This is a genomic window from Streptomyces sp. NBC_00236 (assembly GCF_036195045.1).
GTDB lineage: Bacteria > Actinomycetota > Actinomycetes > Streptomycetales > Streptomycetaceae > Streptomyces.
Genome location: NZ_CP108100.1, coordinates 6,046,170 through 6,063,708, shown reverse-complemented (window position 1 = coordinate 6,063,708; position 17,539 = coordinate 6,046,170). Strand labels below are relative to the sequence as shown.

16 protein-coding genes and 1 riboswitch are annotated in these 17,539 nt (G+C 69.9%); of the genes, 5 read left to right on the top strand and 11 right to left on the bottom strand.

Features of this window, described 5'->3' with window-relative positions; all coding sequences use genetic code 11:
• Nucleotides 1-19 precede the first annotated feature (19 nt).
• Nucleotides 20-883: an alpha/beta fold hydrolase gene (locus OG446_RS27235; RefSeq protein WP_328896493.1), complete on the top strand. Its 864-nt coding sequence runs from the start codon at nucleotides 20-22 to the stop codon at nucleotides 881-883.
• Here OG446_RS27235 and OG446_RS27230 read toward each other — a convergent pair.
• From OG446_RS27230 to OG446_RS27180, 11 genes are all read right to left on the bottom strand, one after another.
• Nucleotides 831-1,820, bottom strand: a complete 990-nt coding sequence (locus tag OG446_RS27230) for a helix-turn-helix transcriptional regulator (protein WP_328896492.1) — start codon at nucleotides 1,818-1,820, stop codon at nucleotides 831-833. The two genes, OG446_RS27235 and OG446_RS27230, sit on opposite strands and share 53 nt — an antisense overlap.
• A 38-nt stretch (nucleotides 1,821-1,858) precedes the next feature.
• Nucleotides 1,859-2,725: a thioesterase family protein gene (locus tag OG446_RS27225; protein ID WP_219571122.1), complete on the bottom strand. Its 867-nt coding sequence runs from the start codon at nucleotides 2,723-2,725 to the stop codon at nucleotides 1,859-1,861.
• Between the two features lie 72 nt (nucleotides 2,726-2,797).
• Nucleotides 2,798-3,457 carry a trimeric intracellular cation channel family protein gene (locus OG446_RS27220; protein ID WP_328896491.1) on the bottom strand — a complete coding sequence of 220 codons (660 nt, stop codon included), beginning with the start codon at nucleotides 3,455-3,457 and terminating at the stop codon, nucleotides 2,798-2,800.
• A gap of 18 nt (nucleotides 3,458-3,475) precedes the next feature.
• Nucleotides 3,476-4,798, bottom strand: coding sequence for an ABC transporter ATP-binding protein (locus OG446_RS27215; protein ID WP_328896490.1), 1,323 nt, complete (start codon nucleotides 4,796-4,798; stop codon nucleotides 3,476-3,478).
• The gene (locus OG446_RS27210) at nucleotides 4,795-5,883 is read right to left on the bottom strand and encodes an ABC transporter ATP-binding protein (RefSeq protein ID WP_328896489.1); all 1,089 of its coding nucleotides are present in this window, start codon (nucleotides 5,881-5,883) and stop codon (nucleotides 4,795-4,797) included. The genes OG446_RS27215 and OG446_RS27210 overlap by 4 nt, the downstream gene beginning before the upstream one ends.
• A complete protein-coding gene (locus OG446_RS27205; RefSeq protein WP_328898428.1) occupies nucleotides 5,880-6,869 on the bottom strand; it encodes an ABC transporter permease in 990 nt (329 codons plus the stop codon). The genes OG446_RS27210 and OG446_RS27205 overlap by 4 nt, the downstream gene beginning before the upstream one ends.
• Before the next feature lie 90 nt (nucleotides 6,870-6,959).
• The gene (locus OG446_RS27200; protein WP_328896488.1) at nucleotides 6,960-8,720 is read right to left on the bottom strand and encodes an ABC transporter substrate-binding protein; all 1,761 of its coding nucleotides are present in this window, start codon (nucleotides 8,718-8,720) and stop codon (nucleotides 6,960-6,962) included.
• Nucleotides 8,721-8,764: 44 nt separating this feature from the next.
• Nucleotides 8,765-9,757, bottom strand: coding sequence for an ABC transporter permease (locus OG446_RS27195; RefSeq protein WP_328896487.1), 993 nt, complete (start codon nucleotides 9,755-9,757; stop codon nucleotides 8,765-8,767).
• A gap of 394 nt (nucleotides 9,758-10,151) precedes the next feature.
• Nucleotides 10,152-10,958 carry an enhanced serine sensitivity protein SseB C-terminal domain-containing protein gene (locus OG446_RS27190; protein WP_328896486.1) on the bottom strand — a complete coding sequence of 269 codons (807 nt, stop codon included), beginning with the start codon at nucleotides 10,956-10,958 and terminating at the stop codon, nucleotides 10,152-10,154.
• 173 nt (nucleotides 10,959-11,131) lie between these two features.
• A complete protein-coding gene (locus OG446_RS27185; protein ID WP_328896485.1) occupies nucleotides 11,132-11,902 on the bottom strand; it encodes an enhanced serine sensitivity protein SseB in 771 nt (256 codons plus the stop codon).
• 103 nt (nucleotides 11,903-12,005) lie between these two features.
• Nucleotides 12,006-12,692: an AAA family ATPase gene (locus OG446_RS27180; protein ID WP_328896484.1), complete on the bottom strand. Its 687-nt coding sequence runs from the start codon at nucleotides 12,690-12,692 to the stop codon at nucleotides 12,006-12,008.
• 169 nt (nucleotides 12,693-12,861) lie between these two features.
• Nucleotides 12,862-12,955: riboswitch (glycine riboswitch) on the top strand.
• 142 nt (nucleotides 12,956-13,097) lie between these two features.
• Here OG446_RS27180 and gcvT point away from each other — a divergent pair.
• The 4 genes from gcvT (at nucleotide 13,098) to OG446_RS27160 (ending at nucleotide 17,509) form a co-directional block, all read left to right on the top strand.
• On the top strand, nucleotides 13,098-14,213 hold the full coding sequence (gene gcvT, locus OG446_RS27175) for a glycine cleavage system aminomethyltransferase GcvT (protein WP_328896483.1): 1,116 nt from the start codon (nucleotides 13,098-13,100) through the stop codon (nucleotides 14,211-14,213).
• Between the two features lie 102 nt (nucleotides 14,214-14,315).
• Nucleotides 14,316-14,693 (top strand): glycine cleavage system protein GcvH, encoded by a 378-nt coding sequence (gene gcvH / locus OG446_RS27170; RefSeq protein ID WP_148020931.1) that lies wholly within the window; start codon nucleotides 14,316-14,318, stop codon nucleotides 14,691-14,693.
• 19 nt (nucleotides 14,694-14,712) lie between these two features.
• On the top strand, nucleotides 14,713-15,972 hold the full coding sequence (gene glyA / locus OG446_RS27165) for a serine hydroxymethyltransferase (protein ID WP_328896482.1): 1,260 nt from the start codon (nucleotides 14,713-14,715) through the stop codon (nucleotides 15,970-15,972).
• Between the two features lie 154 nt (nucleotides 15,973-16,126).
• Nucleotides 16,127-17,509: an L-serine ammonia-lyase gene (locus OG446_RS27160; RefSeq protein WP_328896481.1), complete on the top strand. Its 1,383-nt coding sequence runs from the start codon at nucleotides 16,127-16,129 to the stop codon at nucleotides 17,507-17,509.
• Nucleotides 17,510-17,539 lie beyond the last annotated feature (30 nt).

The window sequence follows — 17,539 nt, the reverse complement described above, 5'->3', positions numbered from 1 at the left end:
AGCTCCTAGGCTGTGGCGCATGAGCGATGAGACATGGGTCCTGGACCGTACGTTCCACAGCTCCGCCGGGGATGTCCGCTGGGCCGTCCTGGGCCCGGCCGGGGCGCCGCCCGTCGTGCTGGTGCACGGCACGCCCTTCTCCTCGTACGTCTGGCGCGGCGTGGCCCGGGCGCTGGCCCAGGAGCACCAGGTCTTCGTCTGGGACCTGCCCGGGTACGGGGAATCCGCGCAGTTCGAGGGCCAGGACGTGTCGCTGGCCTCCCAGGCACGGGTGCTCACCGAGCTCCTCGACCACTGGCAACTGACCGAACCAGCCGTAGCAGCGCATGACTTCGGCGGCTGCGTCACCCTGCGCGCCCACCTGCTGCACGGTGCCCGCTACCGCCGCCTGGCCCTGGTCGACCCGGTGGCGCTCGCCCCCTGGGGCTCGCCCGCCTACCGGCTGCTGGGCGGACACCCGGAGGTCTTCGAGCAGTTGCCGCCCGCCCTGCACCGGGCGCTGGTGCGGGAGTACGTGAGCTCCGCCAGTGGCCCCGGTCTGTCCCCGGCGGTGCTGGACCGGCTCGTCGCACCTTGGTGCACCGAGGCGGGACAGCCCGCCTTCTACCGGCAGATCAGCCAGAACGACCAGCGGTTCACCGACGAGATCCAGCACCGGTACGGGGAGATCGATCTGCCGGTGCTGATCTGCTGGGGCGCCGATGACACCTGGATCCCGGTCGCCCGTGGCCATGAACTGGCCGCGCTCGTCCCCGGCAGCGAACTGCGGAGCATCGACGGGGCCGGGCATCTCGTACAGGAGGACGCACCGGCGGAGCTGACCGCAGCACTCAGCCGCTTCCTGCGGACGCCCCCGGCTCCGGATCCCCGTACAGCGCCATGACCGCGGCCGCGTGCGCGGCCATCACCGCGCGGGCCTCCGGCGGGGACAGCACCTCGACGTTCAGGCCGAACGAGAGCAGGGAGCGCGCCCACTCCACCGACTCCACGGCGAGTTCGGCCCGCACCCACTCGCCCCCGTCCTCGGGCGTCGGCTCCCGCGTGAGCACGCCCGCGTTCAGCCGCAGGAAGAGGTCGAGCCGGGAACGGTGCACCCGCACCCGCAGGGTCACCTCCCCCTGCCGCTCCTCGACCTGCCGGCGCAGTTCCTCCCAGACGTGCGCCAGTTCCACGCCGGACCTGCGGACCACCGCGTCCTCGGTCAGGGCGGCCTCCCGTACCCGGTCGGCGCGGAAGAGCCGGGGTTCTCCTTCACGGTCGGCCACCAGGTACCAGACGCCCGCTTTCACCACCAGGCCGTACGGGTCGACGGTGTAGGTGCGGGCGGTCCGCGTACCGCTGTGCCGGTAACGCAGCCGCAGCCGCCGGTCGGCGAACACGGCGTCGTGCAGGTCGCCGATGTCGACGGCGGCGCGCCGGCCGCCCATCCAGCGCACCGGGTCGACGAGGATCCGGCGGCTGGTCAGCTCGGCGGCGGGCCGGTACGGGGCGGGCAGCGCCGCCATCACCTTGCGCAGGGCGGAGCCGATCGCCTCGTCGAGGCCCAGCGCGGCGTGGGCGCCGTCCGCGGCCAGGACGAACAGGGCGCGCGACTCGTCCGCGGTCAGCCCGGTGACGTCGGTACGGAAGCCCGGCAGCAGGGCGATGCCGCCGTGACGGCCTCGTTCGGAGTAGACGGGCACACCGGACGCGGAGAGCGCCTCGACGTCCCGGTAGATGGTGCGTACGGAGACGTCGAGGCGCTCGGCCAGCTCGGTGGCGGGCACCAGACGGCGGGTCTGGAGCAGCAGCAGGATGGAGAGCAGCCGGTCGGATTTCACCGGACCAGCATCCTCCGCCCCGGCCGGATGCGGGAATGTCAGCTGCGCGGTGCGCGGGCCAGCTGGCGGGACTGGGCGACCAGGCGGTCCGCGCTGTCCCAGACGTCCGCGTCCTCCTCCAGGAAGCCGCCCGCCAGGTTGCGGGTGGTGATGGAGACGCGCAGGGGGCCCGGGGCCGGGCGGCAGCGGATGTGGGTGGTGAGCTCGATGGTCGGGGTCCAGCCCTTGAGCCCGAGCTCGAAGGAGGTCGGCGGCAGCGCGTCCACGGTCAGAAGCAGCGAGAGCGCGTCGGCGTCGCGGCCGTCCGCGAGCCCGAACCAGCCGCGCATCTCGCCCTTGCCGGACGGCTGCCCGATGGCCCAGCCGATGGTCGCCGGATCGAGCTTGATGTCGAGCCGCTCGGTGATGGCGGAGCTGCCCGGGATCGGGGCGGGGCCGTCCGACGGCCCGAGGCAGTGCTCGCGGGGCGGGATGGCCGGAGGCTCGGCCGAGGTGCGGATGTCGTCGGTCAGGGCGTCCAGGTCGCCGTAGGTGGCGATGACCCGGATGCGCTCGACCTCGGTGCCGTCCTCGGCGTACTGGAAGAGAGAGGCCTGGCCGGTGGAGAGGGTGCGCCCGCTGCGGACGGTCTGGGTACGGATCACCGCGGGGCCGGGGACGGACGCGGTGAGGTAGTGCGCCGAGACCGAGAAGGGGTCCGCGTGCGGCAGGGCCTCACCGAGGGCGCGGCCGAGCATGGCCAGCAGATAGCCGCCGTTGACGGCGTGGATGATCGTCCAGCCCGCGGAGAGCTCGGCGTCGTAGACGCCTTCCTCGCGGAGGGTGACGGCGGTGTCCCGGTCGAACTCGCTGTCCCCGATGGATGCCTGGGCGGTCGGTGCCGCCTGCGTTGCTGCCTGTGCCATGCAAGCACCGTACATCGATCTCATTACTGAGCGGTAGCTTTTTCCTTCGGCTCATCGGACGAAGAGGAGGCCTCAGCCCTCGTCCGGCGTCGCCGAGCGCCGGTTGTAGGCGCGTGGGGCCCGCCAGTGGTAGCGCAGCGCCAGGATGCGCAGAGTGAACGCGGTGATCACCGCACAGCCGCTGGTGAAGGCGTTCAACGCCTCGAAACGGATGCACAGCACGATCATGGCCGCCCCGACGATGGCGGGCACGGCGTACAGATCGCGGTCCCAGCGCAGCAGCGACGGCACCTCGTTGGCCAGCACGTCGCGCAGCACACCCCCGCCGACCGCGGTGGTGAGGCCCAGCGCCGCGGACGCGGTCAGTCCGAGGCCGTAGTCGTAGGCCTTCACCGTCCCCGTGACACAGAAGAGCCCGAGGCCGGCCGCGTCGAAGACGTTCACGCCGACCTGGATCCGTTCGACCTGCGGATGCAGGAAGAAGACCAGGCCGGCGGCGAGCAGCGGAGTGGTGAAGTACCCGAGGTCCGTGAAGGCGGCGGGCGGCACCGCACCGATGATCACGTCACGGAACAGCCCCCCGCCCAGCGCGGTCGCCTCGGCGAGGACCGCGATGCCGAAGACATCGAAGTTCTTGCGTACGGCGAGCAGAGCGCCGGAGATCGCGAAGACGAAGATTCCGACGATGTCGAGCGCATGCTGGACGGAGGGCGTGAACAGTTCGTTGAGCACCGGGCAATTGTGCCGGTCCTACTCCTTGGGGCTGTCCTCGGAGGCTTCCGAGGGTGTCGCGGCGGAAGCCTTGCCGCCGGGTTCGCCATCGGCGTCCCCGTCGGGAGCAGCCCCGTCGGACTCCGCCGGCGCTTCCGGCGTTTCCGGCGCGGCCGCCTCTGCGGACGTCTCGGGCTCCGCGGCCTCCTCGGCCACCGTGCCCGCTTCGCCCGCCTCCGCCTCCGCGACCGGCGCCGTCGCGGCCGTCGACTTCACCGTGATGACGTCCGCGACGAGCGGAGCGTCCCCGGGTGCCAAGTCCTCGCCGTTCTCCGGGTGGTGGCAGGCCACCTGGTGTCCGGTCTTCAGCTGGAGCAGCGGCGGCTCGGTCGTCCCGCAGATCTTGGTGGCCTTCCAGCACCGGGTGTGGAACCGGCAGCCGGTCGGCGGCGAGATCGGCGACGGCACGTCGCCCTTGAGCAGGATGCGGTCGCTCTTGGCACCGCGCCGACGCGGATCCGGCACGGGCACCGCGGACATCAGCGCCTTCGTGTACGGGTGCATCGGCGCCTCGTACAGCGACTTGCGGTCCGCGAGCTCGACGATCTTGCCGAGGTACATGACCGCGATCCGGTCCGAGACGTGACGGATCACCGAGAGGTCGTGAGCGATGATCATGTACGTGAGCCCGAGCTCGTCCTGGAGGTCGTCCAGCAGGTTCACCACCTGCGCCTGGATCGACACGTCCAGCGCCGAGACCGGCTCGTCCGCGACGACCAGCTTCGGCTTCAGCGCGAGCGCCCGGGCGATGCCGATGCGCTGGCGCTGACCGCCGGAGAACTCGTGCGGGTAGCGGTTGTAGTGCTCGGGGTTGAGACCCACCAGCTCCAGCAGCCGCTGGACCTCCGCCTTCACGCCGCCCTCGGGCTTGACGCCCTGGAGCCGGAAGGGCGTGCCGACGATGCCGCCGACCGTGTGGCGCGGGTTCAGCGAGCCGTACGGGTCCTGGAAGATCATCTGGATGTCGCGGCGCATCGGCCGGAGCTTCCCCGCGGACATGTGGGTGATGTCGCGGCCCTGGAACTCGACCTTGCCGCCGGTCGGCTCCAGGAGCCGGGTCACCAGCCGGCCCATGGTCGACTTGCCGCAGCCCGACTCACCGACCACGCCCAGGGTCTCCCCGGGGCGCACGTCGAAGGTGAGCCCGTCCACGGCCTGGACCGCACCGACCTTGCGCTTCAGCACACCCTTGGTGATCGGGAAGTGCTTGACCAGGCCGTCGACCTTGAGGAGCGGCTCGGGACCGGACCCGTCCGACCCGGCCGCGGCGGGCGCGGGAGTCTTCTTGTTCAGCTCAGTCACAGCTTCGGCGCAATCTCTTCGGTCCAAATCCGTTCGCGCTGCTCGCGCGACATATGGCACGCGGAGTAGTGCCCGTCGCTGACCTGCTGCAGCTCCGGACGCTCAGTGCGGGTGATGTTGTCGGGCGGGACGTCGGCGTACGGGCAGCGCGGGTGGAAGGCGCAGCCCGACGGGACGTTGATGAGACTGGGCGGCGATCCCTTGACCGGGATGAGCCGATCGGTCTGCTCGCGGTCGATCCGCGGCATCGAACCGAGCAGACCCCAGGTGTAGGGGTGCTGGGGCTCGTAGAACACCTTCTCGGCGGTGCCGCGCTCGATGCACCGTCCCGCGTACATCACGAGCAGGCTGTCCGCGATCTCGGCGACCACACCGAGGTCGTGGGTGATCATGACGACCGCAGAGCCGAACTCCTTCTGCAGGTCGCGGATGAGGTCGAGGATCTGCGCCTGGACGGTGACGTCGAGGGCGGTCGTCGGCTCGTCGGCGATAAGCAGCTGCGGGTTGTTGACCAGGGCCATCGCGATCATCGCGCGCTGGCGCATACCGCCGGAGAACTGGTGCGGGTAGTCCTCGTACCGACGGTGCGGCTCGGGGATGCCGACGCGGTCGAGCATCTCGATGGCGCGCTTCTTAGCGGTCTTCTTGTCGACCTTGTTGTGGACCCGGTGGGCCTCCACGATCTGCGCGCCGATGCTGTAGTACGGGTGCAGGGCGGAGAGCGGGTCCTGGAAGATCATGGCCATCTTCTGGCCGCGCAGCTTCCGTACGCGCTCGGGGCCGGAGCCGATGAGCTCCTCGCCGTCGAGCCAGATCTCGCCGCCGATCCGGGCGCGCTCCGAGGTGTGCAGGCCCATGATCCCCAGTGAGGTCACGGACTTGCCGGAGCCGGACTCCCCGACGATGCCGAGGGTCTGGCCGGCCTCCAGGTCGAAGCTGACGCCGTCGACGGACTTGACCAGGCCGTCGTCGGTGTCGAAGTGGACGCTGAGGTTGCGTACGGAGAGGAACGCGTGGTCGTCGCCGGACCGCGGGGCCGGAACGGTGTCCGTCGCCGGGGTGTCCTTCTTGATTGCGTCGCTCATGAGAGCCTCACCCGGGGGTCGATCGCGGCGTACACGAGGTCCACCAGCAGGTTGCAGAGGACGATGAAGAAGGCGGCGACCAGGGTCACGCCCATCACCTTGGGAAGGTCGGCGGTGGTCACGCCCTGGATGGCGAAGGCGCCCAGGCCCTGGAAGGAGAAGACTCGTTCGGTGATGACCGCGCCGCCCAGCAGCAGCGCGAAGTCCATGCCGAAGATCGTGACCAGCGGGGTGAGCGCGGAGCGCAGCCCGTGTTTGACGACCACCTTGCGTTCCTTGAGGCCCTTGGCCCGCGCGGTTCTGATGTAGTCCTCGCCCATCGTCTCCAGCATCCCGGCCCGGGTGAGCCGGGCGTAGAGCGCGGAGTAGAGCAGGGCGAGGGTGCACCAGGGCAGGACCAGACTGCCCGCCCACGCGACCGGGTCGTCGGTGAAGGGGACGTACTCCCCGTTGCCGAAGAGCGCCAGGACCACGAGGCCGGTGAAGAACATCGGCAGCGAGACACCGGCGAGGGCGACGCCCATGGAGATGCGGTCGAAGAACGATCCGCGCTTCAGTGCGGAGACGACACCGATCGCGACACCGGACACCACCCAGATGACAGCGGCACCGATCGCCAGCGAGAACGTGACCGGGATGCGGTCGACGAGCTGCGGCCAGATCTCGGTGTGCGTCTTGAACGAGTACCCGAAGCAGGGCGCGTTGCAGGTGACCGGGTCGGGGCCGAACTGGTACTCGGCGCCGACGACGATGCCCTTGATGAAGTGCCAGTACTGGAGATACAGGGGCTGGTCCAGCCCCAGGTTCTTCTTGACCGCTGCGATGACGTCGGGGTCGGGGCTCTTGCCGACGTACTGGGCGGCCATGGAGTCGAGGGTCTGCCCGCCGAGGCGGGGCACCAGGAAGAAGATCGCGAACGTGACTGCGCTGACCACCAGCAGCAGCAACACCGCGGCGAATACGCGTCGGATGATGTACGCAGCCACAGCCGTGCGGCGCCGGGCGGGCGGACGGGTCACGCCCGCCGGCCCGGCGCCTTCACCTGCCTTTCAGGGGATGCTTTTGATGAACAGGTGTTACTTGGTGGACGTCATGAGCACGTAGTCGTACATGCCGAGGTACGCGTCGGTGACGGTCACGTTCGCCGCGGAGTCCGGGCGGTACAGCAGGTTCTTGCGGTAGAAGAGGGGAACGACCGAGGCGTTCTCCATGACCTTCTGGTCGACCTCGCCCCACGTCGCGTTGCGCGCCGCGGTGTCGACGGTGCCGATGCCCTTGACGAGGAGCTCGTTGATCCCCTTGTCGTTGAGCTCCATCAGGTTCGTGCCGCCGGACGGCTTGATGGCCGTACCGTTCACGATCTGGTCGAGGAAGCCGAAGCCGGTCGGCCAGTCGGCACCCCAGGCCATCATCATCATGCCCGCGTTGTTCTTGTGGACCCAGTTCGGGACACCCGCGAAGTCGGTGAAGTACTTGTCCGCCGGGAACTGCTTGATCTCGGCGGTGATACCGATCTTCTTCAGGCTGCCCTGGAGCTGCGTGGCGGCGGTGACCTCGTCAGGACGGTCGGAACGCGCCGTCAGCGTGGTCTTGAAGCCGTCCGGGTGACCGCACTTGGTCAGGTGCTCCTTGGCCTTCGCGGCGTCGCCCTTGCTGCCCTCGCTCGGGTACAGGTCGAACTTCTTGTAACCGGCGACGGTGGGGGGGATGACCGTGGAGGCCGGGTCGCCCTTGACCGAGCCGCCGATCGAGTCGACCATGCTCTGCTTGTCGACCGCGTACTGGACGGCCTTGCGGCACTCGGCGTTGTCGAACGGCTTCACGTTGACGTTCAGCGCCAGGTACTGCAGGGCGCCGGCGTACGGGTTGTCCGTCTTCGCCTTCTCCGACGCCTTGACGAGGACCTTGGGCTGGGTCTTGGACTGCAGACCCGTGCCCGCGATGTCCGCGGTGGTGACGTCGTTGAGCAGGTGGTCGTCGACCGTGGTGGGGTTGACGTTGAACTTGAGCTCGATCTTGTCCGGCAGCGCCTTGCGGATCGGGTCCGTCTTGGCGTCCCACTCCGGGTTGCGGACGAGCGTCGCGCCCTTGCTCTCGTCGTAGGCCGAGAACTTGTACGGACCCGAGGAGACCATCTTCTGCACGTAGCTGGCGCCCGTGTCGGCCTTCTGCTGGATCGGCGCCGTCTGCGAGAAGGCGGCGAGGTAGTCCATGTCGGCGAACGGCTTGTTCAGCTTGAAGACGATCGTCTGGTCGTCCGGGGTCTCGATGGACTTGAGGCCCTCGGGGGACTTGTCCTTGTACGGACCCTTGTACTTGTCGCCGCCCTCGAGGTAGGCCTTGAAGTACGTCGGGCCGTTGGACAGGGCCTCCGGCGCGAAGTTGGAGCGCTCGATGGCGTACTTGACGTCCTTCGAGGTGATCTCGGTGCCGTCCTCGAACTTCACGCCCTTGCGGAGCGTGTACGTCCAGGTCTTGGCGTCCGCGCTGGCCTTGCCGAGGCCGGTGGCCAGGTCGGGAACGACCTGCAGGCTCTCCTTGCCGGCGGCCGGCTTGAAGGTCACCAGCGAACGCGCGTACAGACGGGCGAAGTTCTGCACCCAGCCGTAGTACGTGTTACCGGGGTCCAGGGAGTCCGGGCCACTGGTGTGCTCGTACGTGACCGTCCCCCCCTTCTTGTCGCTCACGTTGACGATGCTCGACAGGCCGGCGTCCGCCTTGGCACTGCCGCCGCCACCGCCCTTGCCGCCGCTGTCCGAGTCGCTGCTGCACGCCGAGGCGCCGAGCGACACCGCTACGGCCACCGCTATGGCGGCTGCTGTCTTTCTGTTCTGCATGGTGAGGAAAGCCCCCTCGCTAGTCCAGTGCGGCATTGCCGCGATTACTTGCCACGAGGGTCGAGTGCGTCACGCAGCCCGTCCCCCAGCAGATTGAAGGCCAGCACGGTGATGAAGATCGCCATACCGGGGATGACCATGAACATCGGGTCCACCTCGTAGAGGTCGACCGCCTGGGTGAGCATGCCGCCCCAGGACGCCTGCGGCGGCGCGATACCCACGCCGAGGAACGACAGGGACGCCTCGAAGAGGATGTTCGTGGGGATCAGCAGCGTCGCGTACACGAGGATCGGCGCGATCAGGTTGGGCAGCAGCTCGCGGAAGAGGATGAACGGTCCGCGGGCGCCCAGCGACCTGGCCGCCTCGACGAACTCGCGCTCCCGGAGCGACAGGGTCTGTGCGCGGACGATGCGGCCGATGTACGGCCAGCTGAAGAAGCCGATCACGAAGATCAGGACCGCGATCCGCAGCGTGAGCCCTTCCATCCCGAAGGCGTTGCCCTGGAGGGAGGCGGAGATGGAGATCGCGAAGAGCAGCAGCGGGAAGGCGAGGAAGGTGTCCATCAGCCGGCTGATGACGCCGTCCACCCAGCCGCCGTAGAACCCCGCCACGACGCCCATGACGACACCGATGACGACGGACAGCAGCGTGGAGCCGACGGCGACCACGAGGGAGACCCAGGAGCCTTCGAGGATGCGCGCGAGGATGTCGCGGCCGGTCTGCGGCTCGACACCGAGCGGGTGGTCCAGGCTCATCCCGCCGAAGTCGCCCTTGGGCGCCAGCAGGACGGGGTCGACCAGGCTCTGGTTGAACGCGTTGGGGTCGAGCCCCAGGAGCGACTGGAGCGGCTTGGACAGGACGGCGGCGAGGATCAGCAGCACGACAACGATGCCACCGGCCATGGCCGCCTTGTCCCGCTTGAAGCGGGTCCAGGCGATGCGGCCGAGCGAGCGGCCTTCGATCTCCTTACGGCCTGCGCCTTCCAGCACCGCTTCGGGCTGTGCATCCGCCCTGGTGGTCTCGATAGGTGCCGTCATTGCGCTGGAGACCCCTCTCGGCCGGCGGTGGCCGGCCCATGACCGCCGCTGTAGCGGCTTCTTCATAACCTGAATCGTGCGACGGTGCGCGGCCGTACGGACCCTGCTCGTGAGTGGGGCGCGAAGGGCATGGAGCACCTGCTGTGTGGAGTCTTCAGCCACTTCGCGATCACCCGCCAGACCTGACGGGGAATGTTTGCTCAACCGTGATGCGGTCAGTGAGCTTCCGTTATCCGGACAGCTTGATCGAGTGAGCGGACCACTCGGCCGCTAATCCACCAGAACGGACATGACGCCCAACAGCCGCCATTGAGTGGCGATTGGGGTTACCGCGGCGGGCACCTTGTCCGGCGGAGGGCCGTTTGTCCGCCCCTGGGGCCGGGCCCGGGCGGGCCTAGTAGGCGCGCGGGGCGGGGCCGGGCGCCTGCGGGTAGCCGTAACCGGGAGCGACGGCCGCGCCCCGGCCGGCCGGGGCGTGCGGCTCGCGGTCGTAGAACGGACGGGAGTTGACGCGCAGCCACATCGCGACCGGGTCGTACTCGTCGGCCATCGCGACGGTGGACACCGGAAGTCCCTCCGGGACCGTGCCGATGGACTGCTGCATCATCGCCCGCACGGCGTCGACGGACGGGCCGCTCGTGTCGTACAGATCGAGACCGATGGCGAGGTACGCGACGCCGAGTGCGGGCTGCACCCAGGCACGGCGCAGCGAGCGGATCGCGGGGGTGTGGTGGGCGTGCTGCGTGAGCTGCGCGTAGAACTGCGGGATCTCGATGGCGGGCTCGCTGATCCGCAGCGGACCGGCGGGCATCCGGTCCAGGCCGGTGGCGATCCTGCGCAGGTCCAGCCAGGGAATGCCGACTCCGCCGCCCGGAGCGTGCGGATTCAGCCAGATGCCCCAGCGGTCGGGGAACAGGGCGCGGGCGATGTCGCGGCCGCTGACGACCTCGTGGTCGCGGTTCCAGCCGCTGGCGGAGAGCTCCTGGGCCGAAGTGACGCAGGGGGCGTAGCCGAGGCCCTCGATCTCCATGTTGCCGTACTGGGCGTCGGGCGAGCCGGCCCGGCCGTGCCAGAGCAGCATCCAGATCCGGTCGGCCGCCAGTGCCTGGAGGAGTGCCTCGTAAGCGTCGTAGCGCCCGGGCGTCACTTGGCGCAGCATGTGCTCGACCTGCCCGGCCGCCGCGCTGCCTGCCGCACTCACCCTGGGTCCCGCCCCTCTTCGATCCAACGTCTCGGCTGCCGCTCCCGGGCTCTCGGGGACGGCTCGGTGCCGAGGCACCAGCCATCAAACCAGCTTATGCGGCGGCCCTGACACCGACTTGACTCCGCGGGACCGGGCGCTCGTCCCGCGGCGCCGTGGCCCGTGCCGTACCGCTACTCGGCGGCGCGCTGATAGAAGGGCCGCACCCGTGCCCGCATCCAGTCGGCCACCGGGTCCTGAGCGACGTCGAGCAGCACGAGGTTGACCGGCCACGGCACCTCGACGCGCCCCAGGGCCCGTCCCAGGGCGTCCATCGGGGCGTTGCGTCCGGCACCGTCCCAGGTGGAGAACTCGACGCCGACGAAGAGGACGGGGTCACCGCCCTCGATGCTGGCGAGGGCCCGGCGGGCGCTGAGCACGACGCCGCTCTCCTCGAACTCGCCGGCCGCGGCGGAGAGGAAGTCGACGGGCTCCTCCTGCCAGTCCGGCTCGTACAGCCGGACCCGGCCGCCGCTGGCCGGCCCGTCCAGTACGGTGCGCCCGGCCCGGCAGAGCTCGGCGACGGCGGGTGGCGGCAGTGGCATGCCGACCGCGCCGCCCGGGTTCACCGCGATGCCGAGCTGCGGGGGCAGGCCCCGGGCGAACTCGCGTGCGGGGGCCACGGCGAACGACATGTGCGCGCCGACACAGGTGAGGAACTGGTGTTCGGAGCTGAACACGGGGACGTACGGGGCGCCCTCGACGTCCAGCGTCGGCAGATCCAGATCGGTGGCCTCCGGCGAGCCGCCGTTGGGCAGGGGCACCCAGAGGTGGCTGCGGCCGAGCACCTCCACCAGCCGGCCGCCCGCATCCGGGCTGCCGAGCGAGGCGCTCAGTACTTCTTCGAGCTCGTTGGCCGGCCATCCGCCCTGCGGATGGGGCCCGGCCGGTGCCGGAATGTCCACTGCTTCCCTCTCTCACCCCATGTCGTGCAGCAAGAGGTTAACGCCGCAGCCCCGGATACCCGCCAGTCGCACACGGGCTGTCCAGCCATCGGACAGGTCGTTTTCAGGCCTCACCCTGTGCGTCTGCGAATGTGATCCGCGCCAGCAGGCCCGCCGCTTCCCGGTCCAGCAGCACCGCCGAGGCGCAGCCGAGCGGCAGCAGGCCCGACTCGGTGTCCCGCAGCAGCCGCCCCACGGCCTTGCGGTGCCGGGCGAACGCGTACCCGGAGACTCCGCGTCCGCGCTCGCGCTGCCCCTGCCTCGCCGTCCGCGGGGTGACGTCGAGGAGGACGAGGTGCAGGGTGCGGCCGCGGCGCCGGGCGTCGCGGGCCAGCCAGCCGCGCACCCAGGCCTGGGTGCCGCAGTCGTGGACGACGACGGAGGCGCCGGACCGCAGCACCCGCCACAGCCCCCAGTAGTGGGCGACACGTACGAGCGGGCGGTAGAGGGCGTACGGGAGTAAGCGGGGCAGCCGGGCCGCCCAGCGGTCCCTGGTGTTCTGGGAGTCGATGGCGTGCGCCGAGACGGCCCGGGCGATGAGCGTCGACTTGCCGCTGCCCGGCAGCCCGGAGACCACCACCACATCTCCGGCCGCGAAGTGCAGGCCGCGCGGGCTGCGCCCGTCCCGCTGCCGCAGATCCCGTACGACGGGCGCGTGCGGGCCCACGATCTCCCTGGCCGGCGCCCCCGGCTGCGCGGGCAGTGCGCCGTGCGCGACCCCCGCGGTCGTCGCGTACCGCTGCAACGTCATCGCCCTCCCCCTGTCGGCTGACCCACACCTGCCCAAGAAGTGTAAAGAAAAGGTAATGCGGCACAACCGTCCGACCCGCCGGATCCCGCAGGAGACCGGCATCGGTACCGGCCCCCCACTCTCCCGCAATGCGTGCGATGATGACCCCGTCAACTGCATAAAGGCCGCTCGAATCCGCGCGGGAGAGTCCCGGCCCCCGTGCCGGGCGCCGAAGGAGCAAGATCCTCCCTTGAATCTCTCAGGCCCCGTACCGCGTGGATGAGGCAGATCTGAAAAGCGAGTCGCCCAGCGGCTCCACCCAAGGTGCAAGCCGAACCCCTGTGGGGTCTCTCGGCGAACCTCTCAGGTTCCGATGACAGATGGGGAGGGATCGTCCTCGTCGTCATGCCCTGGGAGCCTTTATCCATGAGCACCGCCCCCCGTCTCACCGCCCTCGATGCCCTGCACCGTTCGCTGGGCGCGACCATGACCGACTTCGCGGGCTGGGACATGCCGCTGCGGTACGCCAGTGAGCGCGACGAGCACAACGCCGTCCGCACGAAGGCCGGGCTCTTCGACCTCTCCCACATGGGCGAGATCACCGTCACCGGTCCCGAGGCCGTGGCGCTGCTGAACTTCGCGCTCGTCGGCAACATCGGCACCGTCTCCGTGGGCCGCGCCCGCTACACGATGATCTGCGCCGAGGACGGCGGCATCCTGGACGACCTGATCGTCTACCGGCTCGGTGAGACGGAGTACATGGTCGTCGCCAACGCCGGCAACGCCCAGATCGTGCTGGACGCGCTGACCGCGCGCGCCGAGGGCTTCGACGCCGAGGTCCGCGACGACCGCGACGCGTACGCGCTGCTCGCCGTCCAGGGCCCCGAGTCCCCCGCCATCCTGGCCGCCGTCACCGACGCCGATCTGGACGGTCTGAAGTACTACGCCGGGCTGCCGGGCACGGTCGCCGGGGTTCCCGCGCTCATCGCCCGTACCGGCTACACCGGCGAGGACGGCTTCGAGCTGTTCGTCGCGCCCGGGCACGCCGAGCAGCTGTGGAAGGCGCTCACCGAGGCCGGCGCCTCGCGTGGCCTGATCCCGTGCGGGCTCTCCTGCCGCGACACGCTGCGCCTGGAGGCCGGCATGCCGCTCTACGGACACGAGCTGACCACGGCGCTGACGCCGTTCGACGCCGGTCTGGGCCGGGTCGTGAAGTTCGAGAAGGAGGGCGACTTCGTCGGGCGCAAGGCCCTGGAGGCCGCCGCCCAGCGCGCCGAGACCGCCCCGCCCCGCAAGCTCGTCGGCCTGGTCGCCGAGGGCCGCCGGGTGCCGCGGGCCGGTTTCTCGGTCGTTGCGGACGGCCAGGTCATCGGCGAGGTCACCTCGGGTGCGCCCTCGCCCACGCTCGGCAAGCCGATCGCCATGGCGTACGTCGACGCCGCGCACGCCACGCCCGGCACCGAGGGCGTCGGCGTGGACATCCGGGGCAGCCACGAGCCGTACGAGGTCGTGGCGCTGCCGTTCTACAAGCGCCAGAAGTAGAACCACAGGGCGCGACGGGCGCTGCGTACGTGACGCAGTCCTGTCTCACACCGTAAGACCATCGTTCATCAGCACTCCCCCGCGTACAGGAGAATTCAGGTCATGAGCAACCCCCAGCAGCTGCGGTACAGCAAGGAGCACGAGTGGCTGTCGGCCGTCGAGGACGGTGTGGCCACGATCGGCATCACGGAGTACGCGGCCAACGCGCTCGGTGACGTCGTCTACGCCCAGCTTCCCGAGGTCGGTGACACGGTGACCGCGGGCGAGACCTGCGGCGAGCTGGAGTCGACCAAGTCGGTCAGCGACCTGTACTCGCCGGTGACCGGCGAGGTCACGGCCGCGAACCAGGACGTCGTGGACGACCCGTCCCTGGTGAACTCCGCTCCGTTCGAAGGCGGCTGGCTGTTCAAGGTACGCGTCACGGATGAGCCCGCCGATCTGCTCTCCGCCGACGAGTACACCGCGTTCTCCGGCAACTGAGACCCCAAGGGACCACCTGATGTCGCTTCTGAACTCCTCCCTCCACGAGCTGGACCCGGACGTCGCCGCCGCTGTCGACGCCGAGCTCCACCGTCAGCAGTCCACCCTCGAGATGATCGCCTCGGAGAACTTCGCTCCGGTCGCGGTCATGGAGGCCCAGGGCTCCGTCCTGACCAACAAGTACGCCGAGGGCTACCCCGGCCGCCGCTACTACGGCGGCTGTGAGCACGTCGACGTGGTCGAGCAGATCGCGATCGACCGCATCAAGGCGCTCTTCGGCGCCGAGGCCGCGAACGTGCAGCCGCACTCCGGTGCGCAGGCCAACGCCGCCGCGATGTTCGCGCTGCTGAAGCCGGGCGACACGATCATGGGCCTGAACCTGGCCCACGGCGGTCACCTGACCCACGGCATGAAGATCAACTTCTCCGGCAAGCTCTACAACGTGGTCCCGTACCACGTCGACGACACGGGCGTCGTGGACATGGCCGAGGTCGAGCGCCTCGCCAAGGAGTCCAAGCCGAAGCTGATCGTGGCCGGCTGGTCCGCCTACCCCCGCCAGCTCGACTTCGCCGCCTTCCGCCGCATCGCGGACGAGGTCGGCGCGTACCTGATGGTCGACATGGCGCACTTCGCCGGTCTGGTCGCCGCGGGCCTGCACCCCAACCCGGTGCCGCACGCCCACGTCGTCACCACCACCACGCACAAGACCCTCGGCGGTCCGCGCGGTGGTGTGATCCTCTCCACCCAGGAGCTCGCCAAGAAGATCAACTCGGCGGTCTTCCCGGGCCAGCAGGGCGGTCCGCTGGAGCACGTGATCGCGGCCAAGGCCGTCTCGTTCAAGGTGGCGGCGACCGAGGAGTTCAAGGAGCGCCAGCAGCGCACCCTGGACGGCGCCCGCATCCTGGCCGAGCGCCTGGTGCAGCCGGACGTCACCGAGGTCGGTGTCTCCGTCCTGTCCGGCGGTACGGACGTGCACCTGGTCCTCGTCGACCTGCGCAACTCCGAGCTGGACGGCCAGCAGGCCGAGGACCGGCTCCACGAGCTGGGCATCACGGTCAACCGCAACGCCATCCCCAACGACCCGCGGCCGCCCATGGTCACCTCGGGTCTGCGGATCGGCACGCCGGCGCTCGCCACCCGCGGTTTCCGGACGGAGGACTTCACCGAGGTCGCCGAGATCATCGCCTCGGCGCTGAAGCCGTCCTACGACGCGGACGACCTGAAGGCCCGCGTCGTCGCGCTCGCCGAGAAGTTCCCGCTGTACCCCGGTGTGAAGTAGCCGAACCGGCACATTTGCACTTCGGGGCGGGGCACCGCGCACACTGAACAGTGAGCGCGGTGCCCCATCCCTTGTCCTCGCTCTTCGGGCCCACCCCGCCCGTACCGCACCACCCGGCAGACAACGGCGTCTACCAACCCTTAGGAGTCACCCCGTGGCCATCTCGGTCTTCGACCTGTTCTCGATCGGCATCGGCCCGTCCAGCTCCCATACGGTCGGCCCCATGCGCGCGGCCCGTATGTTCGCACGCCGGCTGAAGAACGAGGGCCTGCTGGCCCACACCGCCTCGATACGCGCCGAACTCTTCGGCTCGCTCGGCGCCACCGGCCACGGCCACGGCACCCCCAAGGCCGTGCTGCTCGGCCTGGAGGGCGAGTCCCCCCGTACCGTCGACGTCGAGACGGCCGACGACCGGGTCGAGGCGATCCGCACCACCGGCCGGATCAACCTCCTCGGCATGCACGAGATCGCCTTCGACGCCGACAAGCAGCTGGTCCTGCACCGCCGCAAGAGGCTTCCGTACCACGCCAACGGCATGACCGTCTTCGCGTACGACCACGAGGGCGCCCCGCTCCTGGAGAAGACGTACTACTCGGTCGGCGGCGGCTTCGTCGTGGACGAGGACGCGGTGGGCGAGGACCGGATCGTCCCCGACGACACGGCGCTCAGGCACCCCTTCCGCACCGGCGACGAGCTGCTGCGCCTCGCCCGGGACACGGGTCTGTCGATCTCCTCCCTGATGCTGGAGAACGAGCGCGCCTGGCGCACCGAGGACGAGATCCGCGCCGGGCTGCTCGACATCTGGCGCGCCATGCAGGCGTGCGTCTCCCGCGGCATGTCCCGCGAGGGCATCCTGCCGGGCGGCCTCAAGGTCCGGCGCCGCGCCGCGAACACCGCCCGCCAGCTGCGCGCCGAGGGCGACCCGCAGACCCACGCGATGGAGTGGATCACCCTCTACGCGATGGCGGTCAACGAGGAGAACGCCGCGGGCGGACGGGTGGTCACCGCCCCGACGAACGGCGCGGCCGGCATCATCCCGGCGGTGCTGCACTACTACATGAACTTCGCGGCCGGCGGCGCCACCGAGGCGGAGAAGGACGACAGCATCGTCCGCTTCCTCCTGGCGGCCGGCGCCATCGGCATGCTGTTCAAGGAGAACGCCTCCATCTCCGGCGCCGAGGTCGGCTGCCAGGGCGAGGTCGGCTCCGCCTGCTCGATGGCCGCGGGCGCCCTCGCCGAGGTCCTGGGCGGCACTCCGGAACAGGTCGAGAACGCCGCGGAGATCGGCATGGAGCACAACCTCGGCCTGACCTGCGACCCGGTCGGCGGCCTCGTCCAGATCCCGTGCATCGAGCGCAACGGCATGGCGGCGGTGAAGGCCGTCACCGCGGCGAAGATGGCGCTGCGCGGCGACGGCAGCCACAAGGTCTCCCTCGACAAGGTCATCAAGACCATGAAGGAGACGGGTGCCGACATGAGCGTCAAGTACAAGGAGACCGCCCGTGGCGGCCTCGCGGTGAACATCATCGAGTGCTAGGAGGATGGGCCCTGACCAGTGCTTTTCCAT